The organism is Mycobacteroides sp. PCS013, from assembly GCF_049532645.1.
In the GTDB taxonomy this organism is placed as follows: domain Bacteria; phylum Actinomycetota; class Actinomycetes; order Mycobacteriales; family Mycobacteriaceae; genus Mycobacterium; species Mycobacterium gwanakae.
This window is the reverse complement of the sequence record NZ_CP150131.1, coordinates 2,321,631-2,337,276: the sequence shown is the minus strand read 5'-3', so window position 1 is coordinate 2,337,276 and position 15,646 is coordinate 2,321,631. Positions and strand designations below refer to the sequence as shown.

At 62.6% G+C, this 15,646-nt stretch carries 16 protein-coding genes; 9 read left to right on the top strand and 7 right to left on the bottom strand.

Annotated features, from left to right (window positions below; all coding sequences use genetic code 11):
• Nucleotides 1-24 precede the first annotated feature (24 nt).
• Together RHO23_RS11500 and dprA are read left to right on the top strand one after the other, a co-directional pair.
• On the top strand, nt 25-1,260 hold the full coding sequence (locus RHO23_RS11500) for a YifB family Mg chelatase-like AAA ATPase (protein ID WP_423489096.1): 1,236 nt from the start codon (nt 25-27) through the stop codon (nt 1,258-1,260).
• The gene (gene dprA / locus RHO23_RS11495; RefSeq protein ID WP_423489095.1) at nt 1,257-2,393 is read left to right on the top strand and encodes a DNA-processing protein DprA; all 1,137 of its coding nucleotides are present in this window, start codon (nt 1,257-1,259) and stop codon (nt 2,391-2,393) included. The genes RHO23_RS11500 and dprA overlap by 4 nt, the downstream gene beginning before the upstream one ends.
• Before the next feature lie 8 nt (nt 2,394-2,401).
• On the opposite strand, the gene RHO23_RS11490 is transcribed toward dprA, so the two are convergent.
• The 4 genes from RHO23_RS11490 to RHO23_RS11475 are packed head-to-tail and all read right to left on the bottom strand — an operon-like array spanning nt 2,402 to nt 5,501.
• Nucleotides 2,402-3,223, bottom strand: coding sequence for a dTDP-4-dehydrorhamnose reductase (locus RHO23_RS11490; protein WP_423489094.1), 822 nt, complete (start codon nt 3,221-3,223; stop codon nt 2,402-2,404).
• Complete coding sequence (locus RHO23_RS11485) at nt 3,220-4,167, bottom strand: amidohydrolase family protein (RefSeq protein ID WP_423489093.1); 948 nt, start codon at nt 4,165-4,167, stop codon at nt 3,220-3,222. The genes RHO23_RS11490 and RHO23_RS11485 overlap by 4 nt, the downstream gene beginning before the upstream one ends.
• On the bottom strand, nt 4,164-4,589 hold the full coding sequence (locus RHO23_RS11480) for a RidA family protein (RefSeq protein WP_070921504.1): 426 nt from the start codon (nt 4,587-4,589) through the stop codon (nt 4,164-4,166). Before RHO23_RS11480 ends, RHO23_RS11485 begins: the two co-directional genes overlap by 4 nt.
• A gap of 3 nt (nt 4,590-4,592) precedes the next feature.
• The gene (locus RHO23_RS11475) at nt 4,593-5,501 is read right to left on the bottom strand and encodes an SAM-dependent methyltransferase (RefSeq protein ID WP_070921505.1); all 909 of its coding nucleotides are present in this window, start codon (nt 5,499-5,501) and stop codon (nt 4,593-4,595) included.
• Between the two features lie 568 nt (nt 5,502-6,069).
• Between RHO23_RS11475 and RHO23_RS11470 the strand changes: the two genes are divergently transcribed.
• Genes RHO23_RS11470 through RHO23_RS11455 form a run of 4 tightly spaced genes read left to right on the top strand, consistent with a single transcriptional unit; the run spans nt 6,070 to nt 8,709 of the window.
• Complete coding sequence (locus RHO23_RS11470; protein ID WP_423489092.1) at nt 6,070-6,687, top strand: carbonic anhydrase; 618 nt, start codon at nt 6,070-6,072, stop codon at nt 6,685-6,687.
• A gap of 10 nt (nt 6,688-6,697) precedes the next feature.
• Entirely contained in the window at nt 6,698-7,519 is an 822-nt protein-coding gene (locus RHO23_RS11465) for a YoaK family protein (RefSeq protein WP_030094021.1), read from the top strand.
• Complete coding sequence (locus RHO23_RS11460; protein WP_164687521.1) at nt 7,516-7,758, top strand: hypothetical protein; 243 nt, start codon at nt 7,516-7,518, stop codon at nt 7,756-7,758. Before RHO23_RS11465 ends, RHO23_RS11460 begins: the two co-directional genes overlap by 4 nt.
• 51 nt (nt 7,759-7,809) lie before the next feature.
• Nucleotides 7,810-8,709 (top strand): LysR family transcriptional regulator, encoded by a 900-nt coding sequence (locus RHO23_RS11455; RefSeq protein WP_070921506.1) that lies wholly within the window; start codon nt 7,810-7,812, stop codon nt 8,707-8,709.
• Here the strand turns inward: RHO23_RS11455 and RHO23_RS11450 are convergent, their stop codons facing one another.
• Nucleotides 8,710-9,093 carry a DoxX family protein gene (locus tag RHO23_RS11450; protein ID WP_057966671.1) on the bottom strand — a complete coding sequence of 128 codons (384 nt, stop codon included), beginning with the start codon at nt 9,091-9,093 and terminating at the stop codon, nt 8,710-8,712.
• 198 nt (nt 9,094-9,291) lie between these two features.
• Here RHO23_RS11450 and RHO23_RS11445 point away from each other — a divergent pair, with 198 nt between their 5' ends.
• From RHO23_RS11445 to RHO23_RS11435, 3 genes are all read left to right on the top strand, one after another.
• Nucleotides 9,292-9,879 carry a TetR/AcrR family transcriptional regulator gene (locus RHO23_RS11445; RefSeq protein WP_030094019.1) on the top strand — a complete coding sequence of 196 codons (588 nt, stop codon included), beginning with the start codon at nt 9,292-9,294 and terminating at the stop codon, nt 9,877-9,879.
• A 75-nt stretch (nt 9,880-9,954) separates the two neighbouring features.
• A complete protein-coding gene (locus tag RHO23_RS11440) occupies nt 9,955-10,785 on the top strand; it encodes a siderophore-interacting protein (protein WP_064409173.1) in 831 nt (276 codons plus the stop codon).
• On the top strand, nt 10,782-11,696 hold the full coding sequence (locus RHO23_RS11435; RefSeq protein ID WP_423489091.1) for a tyrosine recombinase XerC: 915 nt from the start codon (nt 10,782-10,784) through the stop codon (nt 11,694-11,696). The genes RHO23_RS11440 and RHO23_RS11435 overlap by 4 nt, the downstream gene beginning before the upstream one ends.
• A 459-nt stretch (nt 11,697-12,155) precedes the next feature.
• On the opposite strand, the gene RHO23_RS11430 is transcribed toward RHO23_RS11435, so the two are convergent.
• Nucleotides 12,156-15,095: an RND family transporter gene (locus tag RHO23_RS11430; protein WP_423489090.1), complete on the bottom strand. Its 2,940-nt coding sequence runs from the start codon at nt 15,093-15,095 to the stop codon at nt 12,156-12,158.
• Nucleotides 15,092-15,499 (bottom strand): MmpS family transport accessory protein, encoded by a 408-nt coding sequence (locus RHO23_RS11425; RefSeq protein WP_046254188.1) that lies wholly within the window; start codon nt 15,497-15,499, stop codon nt 15,092-15,094. Before RHO23_RS11425 ends, RHO23_RS11430 begins: the two co-directional genes overlap by 4 nt.
• Nucleotides 15,500-15,646 lie beyond the last annotated feature (147 nt).

The window sequence follows — 15,646 nt, the reverse complement described above, 5'->3', positions numbered from 1 at the left end:
TATGACCTGGCACTCGCAACCGCGGTGCTGTCGGCCGGTAACGCGATCCCACCGACGAGGCTGGAAAAGAGCATGTTACTAGGGGAGTTGGCGCTCGACGGGCGGGTGCGCCCGATCCGCGGCGTACTTCCCGCAGTGCTGGCGGCCAAACGCGACGGGTGGCCAACAGTGGTGGTACCCGAGGCGAATCTAGGGGAGGCGGGTTTGGTCGACGGTATCGAGGTGCTGGGTGCCCGGACCTTGCGGCAACTGACGAGCTGGCTGTGTGCTGATGGCGAGCTGGAGCCGGTGCGGCCGGTGGACGTGCCATGCGAGAGCGATATGCCGGACATGGCGGACGTTGTTGGACATGCCGACGCGCGATTCGCGGTCGAGGTGGCGGCGGCGGGCGCTCATCACCTCATGCTGACCGGTCCGCCGGGTATCGGCAAAACAATGCTGGCGCAACGATTACCAGGGCTGTTGCCACCGCTGACCGACGGCGAGGCCCTTGAGGTCACCGCTATCCACTCGGTGGCGGGTCTGTTGACGACGCAGCAGCCGTTGATCACCCAACCACCGTTCGTGGCGCCACATCACACCTCCAGCGTCGCCGCGCTCGTCGGCGGCGGCTCCGGTATCGCCAAGCCCGGCGCGGTAAGTCGAGCTCACCGTGGCGTGCTGTTTCTCGATGAATGCGCCGAACTCTCGACGCCCGCACTGGAGGCATTGCGTACGCCGTTGGAGGATGGGGAGATTCGGTTGGCACGCCGCGACGGCGTCGTCGTGTACCCGGCCAGATTCCAGTTGGTACTGGCGGCCAATCCGTGCCCGTGCGCGCCGGCGAACCCGAGGGATTGCACATGTCCGGCTCCGGTACGTCGTCGCTACCTGGGCAAGTTGTCCGGTCCGCTTCTCGATCGGGTGGACCTTCGGGTAAAGATGCACCCGGTCAGCCAAAGCGCGCTCAGCGAGGCTGCCGAGGGCACGGCGCTTGTGCGTGAGCGTGTCCTCTTGGCGCGTGAGCGGGCGGCGCAGCGATGGTCGGGTTATGGATTCCGTGTCAATGCTGATGCCCCCGGTCCGCTGTTGCGTAAGGAGTTTCGACCGTCGCGGACGGTTATGGAGCCGCTGCGTAACGCTATGGAACGCGGGCTCATCAGTGTCCGTGCTTTGGACCGATGCCTACGTGTCGCGTGGACTCTCGCCGACCTCGGCGGGCGTGACTTCCCGGGCACCGAGGATGTCAAGCTCGCATTGACGTTTCGCGATAAACGATGAGCGATGCGTCGCCCGATTGGGCCTACCTATCCCGGGTGGCTGAGGCGCCCTGCGCGGAAATCGCGGCCATGGTGTCGGTGTTCGGCGTGCAGGAGACGGCAGAGCGCGTCCGGCGCTTGGCGGTACCGGACAGGGTGCGCACCATCGTGCAGTCCCGCCACGACATCGACAGCAGTCGCCAGGATCTGGAGACCCTGGCCCGCCTTGGTGGGCGCTTGGTGACACCCGATGATCCGGAATGGCCAGGGTGGCAGTTCCAGGATTTCGCAACGATCGATACGAAACGCATGCCCAACGGACGAGCGCCGCTGGCACTCTGGGTACTTGGTGAGCACTCCCTATCAGAGGTCACGTCACGGGCTGCAGCACTCGTCGGTACGCGCGCCTGCACCGGATATGGCGAGCACGTAGCGGCCGAACTCGCATCGGGTTTGGCGGCCCATGAGATGGCGGCGGTATCGGGCGGTGCGTTCGGCATTGATGGTGCTGCGCATCGGGCGGCTCTGGCCTGCGAGGGCATCACAGTCGCGGTGCTGGCAGGCGGTGTAGACGTGCCGTACCCGTCCGCTCACTCCGGGCTGCTCTACCGAATCGCTCGACACGGATTGGTGGTCAGCGAGTATCCGCCGGGAGTGCGGCCTGCGCGATATCGATTTCTCACCCGAAACCGATTGGTGGCAGCACTTTCCGGTGCCACAGTGGTGGTCGAGGCGGGGGTGCGCAGCGGTGCCGCCAATACCGCGGCATGGGCGCGCGGGCTTGGAAAGCCCGTCGGCGCGGTGCCCGGGCCGATCACATCGGCGGCATCGGCGGGTACCCATATCGAGATTGCCGAGCGAGGTGCGCGGCTCGTTGTCTGCGCACAAGATGTGATCGAGTTGGCAGGCAGATTGGGCGAATTCGCGGCCGATCCAGAACGCCCCGCCAGCACTGTCGACGGGCTCGGCGAGGACGAGAAGCGGGTCTACGAAGCACTGCCCGGACGAGGCAGCGCCTCGATTCAACAGCTGATTGCCGAGTCGGGACTGCCCAGCAGCCAGGTACTGGGCGCACTGGCGATCCTCGAACTTGAGGAGTTGGTGGTGGACGCTGACGGTGGCTGGAAGATTAGACGCCGCGGCCGAGCCCGATGACCCTGACACTAAGCGGACATATCGGCGATGGTCTGGCGGAAGGAACGCGGCACACGTCCGGTGTGTTCGACGACGCCGGGGGACAAGTACTCATCACGATGCTCGGCGATCGCTTGAAAGAGATTGGCGAGAGCATCGACAAACGGGCCGGGAATTCCCATGTGCTGCGCCTCATCACGCCATTCATCGAGTCCTATTGGCACGTAGGATAATTCGCGTCTGGTGACATCGCCGACGATGGAGACCGCCTCATCAAAACTGAGCAACTCAGGGCCGGACACTTCAATACTGCGGGTCCCTGAGTCCTGAGCGAGCAGCGCGTGGACGGCAACATCAGAGATGTCTCGGTAGTCGATGAAGGGTTCCTTGCCGTCCCCAACGGGGAGCCGCAGCTCTCCGCTGGGATCGAGCTGCCGCGAGAACAAACCGGCTATGAAGTTCTGACTGAACCAGGACGGCCGGATAAACGTCGAATCGACGGATGACTCGGAGAAGGCGCGCTCCGCCCCGTCAGCCACGCCATCGCCGCTGGCGCCCGGATTGCGGGCGGTGAGCACCACTGCACGTTCGATCCCCGAAGACGACATCGCTCCAAGGAATCCCGCCCAGTCGAATCGCCGTTCGGGTAGCACGACATAGATGCGACGGGCTCCGGTGAGGACGGGTGCCCACGTCCCGTTGTCCTCCCAATCGAATACCCACTGAGATCGTCGCGAGGCCCTCCGCACGTTGTGGCCGTGCGCCTCCAGTGCGTCGGCGACTCCTCGCCCTGTCTGCCCCGAGCTACCCAGCACGACGATTGGCCCACCCACGTGGTCGTCGACGTTCATCCGGGGCTGACCGGATGGCGGGCGAAGAGGTCGCGCGCATTGGCGGTGGTGTTGCCTGCGATGTCCATGGAGGAGACGACATCGGCGTTCGCGCCGGCGTCGGACTCGGACTGGAGAGGAAAATCGCTGCCGAACAACAGGCGGTCGGTGGATATCAGCGCGCGCACGGCTTCCAGGTTTCCTGGCGTTGCCGACATCGCCACGTCGAAATACAGGCGGCCAAAGCTGGCCAGCAGGTCAACCGGCGGTTTGGCGGCCAGCAGCGGATCCACACTGGATCTCAGGCTCAACCGATGCAGGAGTGCCGGGAGCGCGCCCCCTGAATGCGTGAAGATCAGTTTGAGACCGCTAAACCGGTCGAGCGTTCCACTGAACAGAAAGCTCGCGATGGCTCTTGCGGTTTCGATGGGGAACTCGAGGATCGAAGCCGGAAGACCGAAACTGGGTACCTGCACAGACCCCACCACCGGGTGTATGAAAACTGGAACCTGTTGTGCCTCAAGGTACTCCCAGAGCGGGTCAAGGTCCGATGAACCAAGGTATCGTCCGGCGGTGCTGGTGTATAGGCCCACGCCGTCGAGCTGCATATCCTCGATCGCAGCCGCGGCTGTCACACGGGCGGTATCGGAGGAGTCGAGGGGAACCATCGCGAACGCCCCGAACTTGCCGATCGATTCGGCGGTCAGGGTCGCCAGCCACGCGTTGACGTCATAGGCCAGCCTGATCGCCTCCTGACCGGTCAGGCCGCCGAATCCCGGAGCGGTGACCGATAAATACGCCTTCTGAATGTTGTGGGCATCCATGAACTGCAGGCTCAGTTCGGGAGACCACGCCGGGAAGTCCTGCCCGGGAATTGCCTCGGTGACACCCTGCTGTGCAAGCGCAGCGGTGTACACCGCCGGCAGGGCGTGATGGTGGACATCGATCAGCGCGGGATTACTCATCGGACGGCTACCGCTTCGATTTCGCAGAGCATGTCGACCGACGCCAACCTTCCGACTTCTGTCATGACCGATGCCGGTGCCGCACCCCACTGTTGAAGGCAGCCGGTGACTTCGTCATAAGCCTCCAGTGCACGGTCCATATCGGTGACGTAGATGTGAATCTTGATCACCTGGCTCGCGGGGTAGTCGGCGGCGTCCAGCAATCCGGTGATATTTGCGAAGGTGTTACGGAGCTGCGCACGCATGTCACCCTTGGGGAGTTCCCCTGAGGACGAGTACCCCGCCTGGCCTGACACATAGAGAGTTGCGTCTACAGCGCTTGTCTCCACGTACTCGGCATACCCCGTTCGTCCTTCGTATTTCCAGAGCGGCCCATGGTGAATGTTGACCATCTGATCCTCCGTGTCGTCGATGGGTGTCACGGCCTATGCGCCGTGGGCGGTGAACAGCAGATTGTCGAACAACCCAAGCTCGTCCTCTCGCGGCACCGAGCGGTTCACTGTGGAAACAGCCTCGCGGACTCGAACGCCCGAAACCTGCCAGTCGTGCGCGGCGAACCATTCGGAGGCTGGGCGGCGGGACTCGTCCAGGTACATCAATCCCGCTACACCCGAGGATGATTCGCCCAGGTCTACGCCGTAGCTTGATCGCTCGAGGTTTCCGGTCGATGTGGTCGCGCTCCGAAACCATGGGATGTCGGTATGGCCGAAATCGTCCACGGCGACGCGGCTGCCCGGAGCCGAGAGCCCAACGATGGTTGCGAAGAGTGCGTCTTGGTCGCGCGGCTTGAGGTAGGGCAGAAGTCCTTCGACCAGCCACGCTGTGGGGCACTGGGTATCAAATCCGTTGGCCAGCAGTGCGCCCGCCCAGTCCGATCGAAGATCCTGCCCGACCTGGCGATAGTCCGCCATCGACTGAATACCCGCGTGCCGCAGGGTTGTCTCTTTGAAATCCAGAATCCTAGGTTGATCGATCTCAAAGAGCATCGTGCCTGTCGGCCAGGCGAGCCGGTATGGCCGGCTGTCGAGTCCCGCGGCGAGAGTGACTACCTGGCGGATGCCGAGCGAGTCGACACTGTCCAGGAGGTAGTCATCGAAGTATTTGGTTCTCGCCACGACATAGGCGGCAAGGCCGGCCCCGCCAGCAGAGACACCGGCGTTCGCCATTGTGCTCCACGATGGCGAATTGACGGCATCGAAGAGCACTCTGGCGTACGGGTCTATGAACGCCGCGTCTTGCCGCGTGCTTTCGATCGCCCTGATGTGAGCAATACCCAGAGCTGTTTCCCCGACGCTCGCGGATACATCCCATGTGTCGTCCTGTGTGCGTGACATTTTCACTCATCTCTCGTCTTCGTCGAGCGGGATGTCCGGTGGCCCCTTTCCATGGTGCAGCGAAGTAGTTCACCAATGCCATCATCGACTTTGTCTGACAGCTAGAACGATTTCTTATGAAGTGCCGCAGTCTGAATTTTTCCTGTGAATATTTGGTCCTGCTTGTCCGGGCGTGACTTTGTATTGCCAAGTTACTGAAATAGCCTGCGCAGCTGCGGCTTTCGATTGAGGGGGGTACCCAAAGTGCAACGAGGCAGAAGGCGTTCGAGTGTGTTGTGGCAGTGGATGATTGCCAACTGATTGAGGATCGGCGTTGCGGCCTCCGCCGAATCCAGGCATATTGGAATTGGGTGCTTTCAATGACTGCGACGCCCACCGGAGAGGTCTGCCAGGGCTGTCACTGTCGGCTATCGAATCTACGATCCGACGAATTTGCTTTCAGCAGTCCATATTTCGATGATCCGCGGGGCACCTTTCGATGCCTCGATGATCAACGGTTGGTTGATGGAAGTCAACCATGTGTTGAAGATCACAGACATGCGATACCCCGGTAGGGTATGAAGGAAATATGAGATCTGATCCGAAGTCCGCGTGGGCGGCGCTCAAAGAGGGCAATGAGCGTTTTGTGGGTGGTTTTCCGCAGCATCCGAGTCAGAGCATCGCGCGTCGTACTGAGCTGGCAAATGGTCAGAACCCCAATGTGCTGTTGTTCGGCTGCTCGGATAGCCGGGTGGCCGCGGAGATCATTTTCGATCAGGGCCTGGGCGACATGTTCATCGTGCGTACCGCCGGGCAGGTGATCGACTCCGCCGTCCTGGGCTCGATCGAGTACGCGGTGGCGGTGCTGGGCGTGCCGCTGATCGCGATCCTGGGTCACGACTCCTGCGGCGCGGTCGGGGCCACCGTGGCCGCCCTGGATAGCGGCGAGGTACCCGGCGGGTACATCCGCGACTTGGTGGTACGGGTGATGCCCTCGATCCTGGGCGGCCGCAAAGACGGACTGTCCCGCATCGATGAGTTCGAGGCCCGCCACGTCGAAGAGACCGGCATCAAACTGCTGCAGCGCTCGCAGGTGGTCGCCGATGCGGTCAAGGCCAACAAGCTCGCCATCGTGTACCTGACCTACAAACTGGCCGACGGACGCATCGTCCTGCACGGCCACGTCGGCGACATCGACAAGTCCTGAGTTGGCCACCATGAACCGGAAGAGCAGCGGGTCCATGACTTTAGATAACAGATCTCAGGATGACGTGGAAATGGACAATCGCAAAGGCGATGCCGTGGTGTCGAAGACCGCCGATGCCGTCATAACTCGTGAGGCCGCAATCGGCAGCGAGGCTAGGCTTTCGTGGCTGCTTTCAGGACTTGCGGGCATGGTCGGCGCGGTCGCCTTCCTGCACAGCGCAGGCTACTTCGTGACATTCATGACCGGAAACACCGAACGTGCGGTGCTGACGTGGTTCAAGGTCACCGACAAACAGCAGGTGGCGGGTGCGGGTCCGATTGCCGCTATCTCGATGATCGGGGCCTTCCTGTTCGGGGTGATCGTCGCCTCCTTCTGCCGGAGAAAATTTTGGAAGAATCATCCGCACGGTGCGACGGTGCTGACCACGGTGGGTCTCCTCGCGGCTGCCGCGGTCGACTTCTATCAGGACCGGAGTTTCACGGCGAACATTGACGTGCATTTCACGCCGATTCTGTTGTTGGCGTTCTCGATTGGAGCGCTCAACACGTCGTTTGTGAAGAAGGGTGAAACCGCCATTCCCTTGAGCTATGTCACGGGAACCGTGGTCAAGTTGGGGCAAGGAATCGAACGCCATCTCTTTGGCAAGGGTTCGGTCTTTGAATGGCTTGGGTACGCGATGCTCTACCTGTCGTTCATCCTCGGTGCTGCCACAGGCGGGGTCATTGCCTCGGTCTACAGCGGATCCAAGGTGATACTCACTGTCGGATTAATATGTGGTGCAACAACACTCATCACATTCTTCCACTCGGATCGCAAGACCATTCTCGGTTGAGTGATACGGCGATCCTTGCCGGTTGCATCGCCAGATCGATTTTCCAGAACAGTTGTTCAACCAAAGTAGGAAGGAAGCGCGGCATGGAGCCCGGATTTCAGATTTACGAGTCCCACAAGGCTGAATCGAGCAGCCCCATCGAGCACATGAACGACCTCGCCACGGCGATGATCATTGCGGTCCTTTTCATCGCGCTGGGAGTGGCCAAGTTTGGGCCGCTTTGGCTCATCAACTACTGACCCTGCCTTGTCAACCGCGGTAACTCCTGTCTGGCCTGTGGATGATTCGCTATGGAATTGAGGCAGCTTGAGTACTTTCTCGCGGTCGCCGAACACTCGAATTTCACCCGCGCCGCGGAGGCTTTGCATGTCGCTCAGCCTTGGGTAAGTGCTCAGGTCCGGAGACTGGAGCGGGAGCTCGGTCACGAGCTTTTCGACCGTTCGAGCAGAGCGCTCAAGCTGACCGAGTTTGGCAAGATGTTGTTCCCGCTCGCCGAAACGGCACTTCAGACCGTGGGCAAGATACGGTCGACCGCAAGCGCCATGGCGGGCGTCTTGTGTGGGCATCTAGCTATTGGAACGGTCGATCATCCGCTGCCGTTACTCGCCGATGCCTTGGCCGCGTTCCACCAAGCGCATCCCGCAGTGTCGATCACACTGACCGAAGCGCGATCGGATCAACTCACGGCGGGGGTGCTAGAACGCAAACTCGACGTCGCCGTGGTGGGGCAGGGCTCGTCAACGCCCCCGCTGTTACGCGAGCAGCTTCTTGCCCAACAGAACATCGTGGCCATCGTCCATCGCGACGACCCCTTGGCATCGCGTGCGTCGATCAGTCTTGAGGATCTGCGCAACCGTGCGCTCATCAGTCATCCGCAGGGGTCCGGGATTCGGAAAATTCTCGATCAGGCTTGCCTGGCAAAAGGATTCGTTCCTGACATCGCCTTCGAGACAAGCTCAGTCGACATGATGAATCACCTCGTTACCCGGGATCTGGGCGTCGCCGTAGCGCCGGAGTTTCCTGCTGATCGCCTGGACCGAGTTCGCCAGATCGACCTGTCAGATGAGGTGATGCGTGGGCGCCTCACGCTGGTGTGGAGAGAGAAGGGCGCTACGCCGGAAGCTGAGGCCTTCGCCGCATATGTGAGCGAATTGTGCAGCGCGCAGACCAATCTCGTGGGTGTGCCGTAGTCACTGTCCGGAGGTCGACAACGCGTACCACTCGAACGCGACGAATACCGCAAGCACGATGAGGATCACGTTGACCATGGTCAATTTCCATTCATTGCGGCGGACATGAACACCAAAGGCCCCCGCCTGTAACACTGCGAGTCCGGCAGCGGCAAGCGGACTCAGCACCGGGGCGATCCCGGTGGCGTGCGGGAGCACCACGCCGATTCCGCCAAGCACTTCCAGACCGCCGATCGCCTTTACCACGTGAGGTCTGAAATCGGTGGCCCAGGCGAGGTTGGGATTGGCGGCGATCTTTTCGTACGGGGTGATCAGTTTGAACACGCCCGCGCCGAGATGCACCACGGCGAGCACGCCGGCGCAGATCCACAACCAGGTATCCATCGCGCCAGTATGCCCGGCCGTAACGGTGGCATTCGGCAATCCCGATAAAGATCATGACCGTTGTGCGGAAGGCCTGAACGCGATTGCCAGCCAATAGGGGGATGATGGTTGGGAAGGAAGGATGTGGCGGATTTCGTGACTGAAACGGGTGAGTTGACGCGGCGCCCTCGTGGCCGGCCGCGCAAAGGCGGCGAGGGGGTGTCGGCCGACGCGATCTTCACCGCGGCGCTGCAAGCGTTCGCCACGCACGGCTATCAGGGCATGTCGATGCGGACCCTCAATCGCGAGCTGGGCGTAAGTCATAACCTGCTACATCAACGTTTTTCGTCCAAGGAACAGCTGTGGTACGCGGCCGTCGACTGGGGATTTCAGGCGATCGTCGACAAGGTGCTGGCAGATGACGACGAGAGCCTGAATTCTGCGGAGCGGATCAAACGATTCATCAAGATGTTTGTGATCTTCGCGGCCGAACACCCCGAATTGATCCGGATTATGGACATCGAGGCGGGCCAGGACAGCGAGCGGCTGCAACACATCTGTCAGGCCTACGTCATCCCCATGCAAGAACGGCTCGGGCCGGTGTACGAGGAGGCGGTCAAGGCAGGCGAACTGCGCGATGTGCCGCTGCAGACCAGCTTCTTTCTCATCACGTCCGGTACCGCCGCCTTGTTCAGTAGCGGAGCGCTGGCTCGTACCGTCTTCGGCGATGCCGTGTTCGATCCGGATCAGGTGCACGCGCACGCCGAGGCCGCCGCAGAGCTGATTGTCAGGGGCATGCTGCCCTGACGGGGGCGCCCATTCACAGGCATTCCTCCGTATAGTCAAGGCAATTGACATGGAGGATTCGACGCAGGAGGCGATATGGCACGCCCGCTCCACGAGTTACAGGTCGTTCGCACCGAACAAGTGACTCCGCACATCACCCGGGTGGTGCTTGGCGGTAACGGATTCGACGGTTTCGAGGCCAACGCGGATACCGACAGCTACGCCAAGCTGATATTCCTTCCCGAGGGCCACGAAGGGCCGGGTCCGCGCGATGTTGACCAAGCGCGCGACATGCAGGCCACCGTGCGCACGTACACCATCCGTTCCGTAGATGCCGACCGCCGCGAGATCGCGATCGACTTTGTGGTGCACGGCGACACTGGGGTGGCGGGCCCGTGGGCTGCACGGGCCACGCCAGGTGACAAGCTGTATCTCACCGACTCGCACGGCGCCTACTCGCCAGATCCCGCCGCTGACTGGCATCTGCTCGCCGGCGATGAATCGGCCGTCCCGGCGATCACCGTCGCGCTGCAAGCACTTCCAGAGGGCGCCCGCGCCAAGGTGTTCATCGAGGTGGCAGGCCCGCAGGATGAGATCGCCTTCGACACCCGCGGCGATGTCGAGATTGTCTGGGTTCACCGGGGCGCTGGTGCCGACGAGGTCGATGAGAGCCTGGCGGGGGACAACGCCCCGTTAGTGGCGGCGGTGCGCTCGGCGGAGTGGCTGCCCGGACAGGTGCAGGTATTCATCCACGGCGAGGCCCAGACCGTCATGCACAACCTGCGGCCGTACATACGCAAGGAACGTGGGGTCGCACCGAAGTGGGCCGCCTCGATTTCGGGCTATTGGCGCCGTGGGCGAACCGAGGAGACTTTCCGCGTGTGGAAGCAGGAGCTAGCGGCCGCCGAAGCTACCGTGAGGGAGTGACTCCGCAGCTGACCGCGATTCTCGACGAGTTCGCCGAGCATCTGGCGCTGGAGCGCGGACGGTCGGTACACACCCAACGGGCCTATCGTGGCGATCTCACCTCGTTGTTTGATCACTTGTCGGCGACCAATCCGCAGGCATCCCTGGCTGATCTGTCATTGCCGGTGTTGCGGTCATGGCTCGGCGCTCAGGCCCGGCAGGGTGCGGCGCGGTCTACGGTCGCGCGGCGTACTTCGGCGGTGAAGATTTTCACCGCGTGGGCGACCCGTCGCGGATTGATGAAGACGGATCCCGCGATTCGCCTACAACAGCCCAAATCTCGCCGCACCCTCCCTGCGGTGCTACGACAAGACCAGGCCGTGGCGGCGATGGAAGCCGCGCATTCGGGTGCCGAGCAAGATGATCCGATGGCGCTGCGGGATCGGCTGATCGTGGAGATGCTCTATGCCACCGGGATTCGGGTCAGTGAGCTTTGCGGTTTGGATGTGGACGATATCGATAGGTCGCGAAAGGTGTTGCGCGTCTTGGGTAAGGGCGACAAGGAGCGCACCGTGCCGTTTGGAGGTCCCGCCGCCGATGCGCTGACGGCGTGGCTGGAGCGCGGTCGGGCGGATCTCGCCCACTCGGGCTCGGGTGCCGCGCTGCTCCTGGGCGCGCGTGGCCGGCGCATCGACCCGCGTCAGGTTCGCACCGTCGTGCATCAGACCATGTCCGCCGTGCCCGGCGCCCCCGATATCGGCCCGCACGGTCTGCGGCACAGCGCCGCAACGCATCTGCTGGAAGGCGGTGCGGACTTGCGTGTTGTTCAGGAACTCCTCGGGCACTCCACGCTGGCCACCACGCAGCTGTACACCCACGTCACCGTGGCGCGTCTACGAGCCGTCCACGATCAGGCGCACCCGAGGGCGTGATGTCGTGAGGCACTCAGGTCTCGTGCTCATGTTTCCGTCGGCATGCCTGAGCCGGGTTGACGCGACTCCTCCAGCGTTGCCGTCGGTTACGGCGGGTTCGCGCCTCCAAACTCGCCTTTTCTTGCCGCGATTGCTTGCGCATCATGCGTTCCACTTCGCGCTGGTAATAGCTCATCGACCCGCCATTACCACCGGCCGCCCACAGGGCCACCACCACCAGGAACAGAAGCACTGCGGCGAACCCGGCTCCCGTAAGCACGGCCGTTACCCGCGGTTCCAAGCGTGCGGTGTGACAATGCTGAGCTGCAGCGGGCCGAGGTTCAATTCGCACCTGTGGTCATCGAGATATCTTGTGCCTAAGCGCATCTCGACAGAGGTGTGGGTTACACCGGTTGATGAAAGACTGCGCCACCGCATGTGTTGCTCACCTGCCTTGGTCTCGAACAGAATCCGCGCACGTCATCGCGGCGCGCCTACGAGCTGTGCATGATTCAGCGGGCCTGGGGGTGCCGTGCTCTGTCGGACCGCGTCGCGGCTCGCGGCCCTGTCGTGTACCACGACTGGCCACCAGAACCAGCGGCCCAGCAGGGTCGCGATGGCGGGCACCAGGAACGATCGCACGATCAGGGTGTCCATCAGCAGCCCGAGACCGACCGCCGTACCGAGCTGGGCGATGTTGCGCGCCGGCGCAACGATCATCGCGAACATGGTGAAACCGAAGACCAGGCCCGCGGTTGTCACCACCCCGCCGGTGTTGGCCATAGAGCGGATGACACCCGTCTTGATGCCCGCGTGTATCTCTTCCCGGAACCGGGCCACCAGCAGCATGTTGTAATCGGCGCCGACGGCGACAAGGAACACGAATGACAGTGGCGCCACCGACCAATGCAGCGGGATCCCGACGAGGTCCTGCCAGACGAACACGGTGAGGCCCAGCGCCGAGACGTAGGACAGCGCGACAGTCCCGATGACCACCATCGCGGCGACGAGGCTGCGCAGCAGGATCAATATCACGCAGAACACGAAGGCGAACGCGGCCACGGCGCTGGTGATGAAGTCCTCACGTGTGAAGGCCTCGATGTTCAGCAGGGTGCCGCCCGGCCCTCCGATACTCACCGTGCTGCCTGCCAACGATGTGCTCTTGATGGACTGCAGTGCCGTCGGGATGATCTCGGAGCTCAGATCCATGGCCTCCTGGCTGAACCCCTCCTTTTCCGGAGTGACGACCATCCGGGTCACCTTGCCGTCGGGGGAGAAGAAGTACGGCATAGCGCTTTTGAAGAGTGGATTCTCGAAGGCCTGCGTGGGTATGAAGAAGGAGTTACTCGGGTCGCCTGCCGTGAAGCTCTTGCTGAGGTCATCGGTGAACTGAGTGATCTCGGTGACCTGGGGCAGCAGAACCTGCAGGGTGCTCTGCAGCGGTGCGATAACCGCGTTGACCTGGGTGATGAAGTCCTTGAGTCCCGGCAACTGCGCACCGAGTGCCGGCAAGGTCTGTGCCAGCGTGCCGGTTCCGTTCACCAGATTGCCGACAAGCCCGTCGAAACGGTGCAGATCGTCGAAGAGCGAGAAGCCGGTGAGGGCGGCCTGGCAATAGTCGTTATCGCGGCAGTTCGGGATCCCGCCGATGAAGTCCTCGGCCGGTTTGGCCGTCCCACGCAACGAGTCGACCTTCTGCACCACGGCGGCCAGACTGGTGCGTAATTCCGTTGCACCTGAATGTATCTGGGTTGCACCTACAGTTCCTGTGCGCAGCGCTTGCTCCAGGCCCCGCACCGTCAGCGAAAGTTGGCCCACCCGGCCGCTGAGAGCGGTCAGGTCCTCGATGCGCTGCGTCAGCAGTTTGGTCATCTGGGTCAGCCGCCCACCGACATAACCGGCCTGCGCGGGCAGTGTCCCCAGTTCCAAGGGGGCCGCCAGCGGCCGGGTGATGCCCTGCACATTGCTGATACCGGGGATATTCAGTACGGCATTGCTCATTTTCGCCAGGGCGATCAGATCCGCGGAGTTGCGCATGTCGTGGTCTGCTTCCACGATGAAGACGCTGGGGGACATGATATTTGGCGGCAAATGACGGTCCGAAGCGGCGAAGCCGACGTTCGCGGGGGAGTCACTGGGCTGAGCTTGCCGCTCGTTGTAACTGGGCTGAAACCCGGGCACCGCCAGAAATGCGATCGCGAGCACAGCCAAGCTGCCCGCCAACACCGGCCCTGGCCAGCGCACCACGTACGTGGCGATGCGCCGCCACCGGCGCTGAGACTTCTCCTCGCGCGGCTCGAAGAATCCGAATCTGCTACCCGCGGCCAGTGCGGCGGGCGCGAGTGTCAGCGCTGCGGCGAGGGTGACCACCACCGCAACCGTGCAGGGCAGCCCCGACGTGCTGAAGATGGCCAGGCGGGTGAAGACCATGCAGGCTGTCGCCCCGGCAACGGTGAGCCCCGAGGCGATGATGATGTGTTGCACGCCCGCCAGTGCCGTGTAGTACGCCTCGACCGGGTCTTCGCCGGCCCGCCGTGCCTCTTGGTATCTGCCCAAAAGGAAAATGCCGTAATCGATTCCGGCGCCCAGCACGATCACCGCCAGTAGTGCCGAGGCGAAAATCGAGACACCGATGATTTGGTGTTGGCCCAGGAACGCGACGATGGGCCGGCCGACGGCAAGCCCCGCTCCCGCGACGAGCAGTGGCAGCGCGATGGTGATCGGCGAGCGGTACACCACCAACAAGATGAGGCCCACCAGCCCCGCACATGCGATCAGCAGGATCAGGATCGAGTCGTTGATCGACACCAGCTCGTCGTTCACCACCGCGGAGGGACCCGTCAGGTGCGCGGTGATTCCTTTGGGCGGCGGGTACTGGGCGATGAGTTCGCGGATCTTCGCGGTCGATTCCATGGCCAGGGCAGTCCCCATGTTGCCCTTGAGGTTGATCAGGACGTATGCGGCCTTCCCGTCGGCACTTTCGTTGGCCGGCGCGAACTGCGGATCGGACCACAGATCCATGGAGGAGTTGACGTGCTTCTTGTCCTGGTTGATCCGATCGAGGATCGACGAGTAGTACTGGTGCGCCTCGGCGCCCAGCGGAGCTTCGCCCTCGAGGAGAAGATAGACAAAGTTGTTGGTACCGGCACCGCCGAAGTAATCGCCCATCTTCGAGATCGCCTGCACGGAGGCGGCGTCATCGGGCAGAAACGAGCGGGCGTGCTGTTTGATCACCGTTTCCAGCTGGGGCACAGCGAGATTGAGAATACCGGCCGCGCCAAGCCACACCACGAGGATAGGTATGGAGAACCGGTAGAGCAGCCGCGCCAGCAGCGGTCGTCCCGGTGCGGGTGCCACGTCCGCGGGCCCGGCCCACAACTTGTCCCATACCTGTACGCGAAACTTGTCCAAGAGATTCACGCCACCGCCACCTGACAGGAGACGGCCGATGCGTTGGCCGCGCTTTGGTCACGTGTGAGCCCGTCGATCGTGATGCGACAAGACATCTGCCCCGAACTGGCTTGCGCGACGAGTCCGGCGGGGACGACAAGTTGTTTGGCGTGCAGGGTGGTCTGCCAGGGGAGGGTGCCCGATACTTCGCGGACGGCGCCGTCGACGTCCAAGTAGGACGCCGTGATTGCGCTGCCTGCGGGCCCGTCGAGCCGGTACTCGACGACCTTGTCTCGTGGCTTGCCGATGACTGGAGGCTTGGCCGAATGGCCGATGGCGGGGTCGGGAATGTCGCTGAGCCGCAGATGGGCTATGTAGGCCCCGGCGATGCAGAGGACCGCCGTCGATACCAGATACACCCACGCGCCACGCATTCCAGCTCCTCATTGATCCGGTTGGTGAGCGTTGACGTTAACTGGCCGATTGTTAATTTAACAGTTGGTCATATGAACATCACACCGATCGGTCTACTGTGATGCCGCGCACATGAATACTCGGCACGGGAAGGCTCGAGGCTGGTA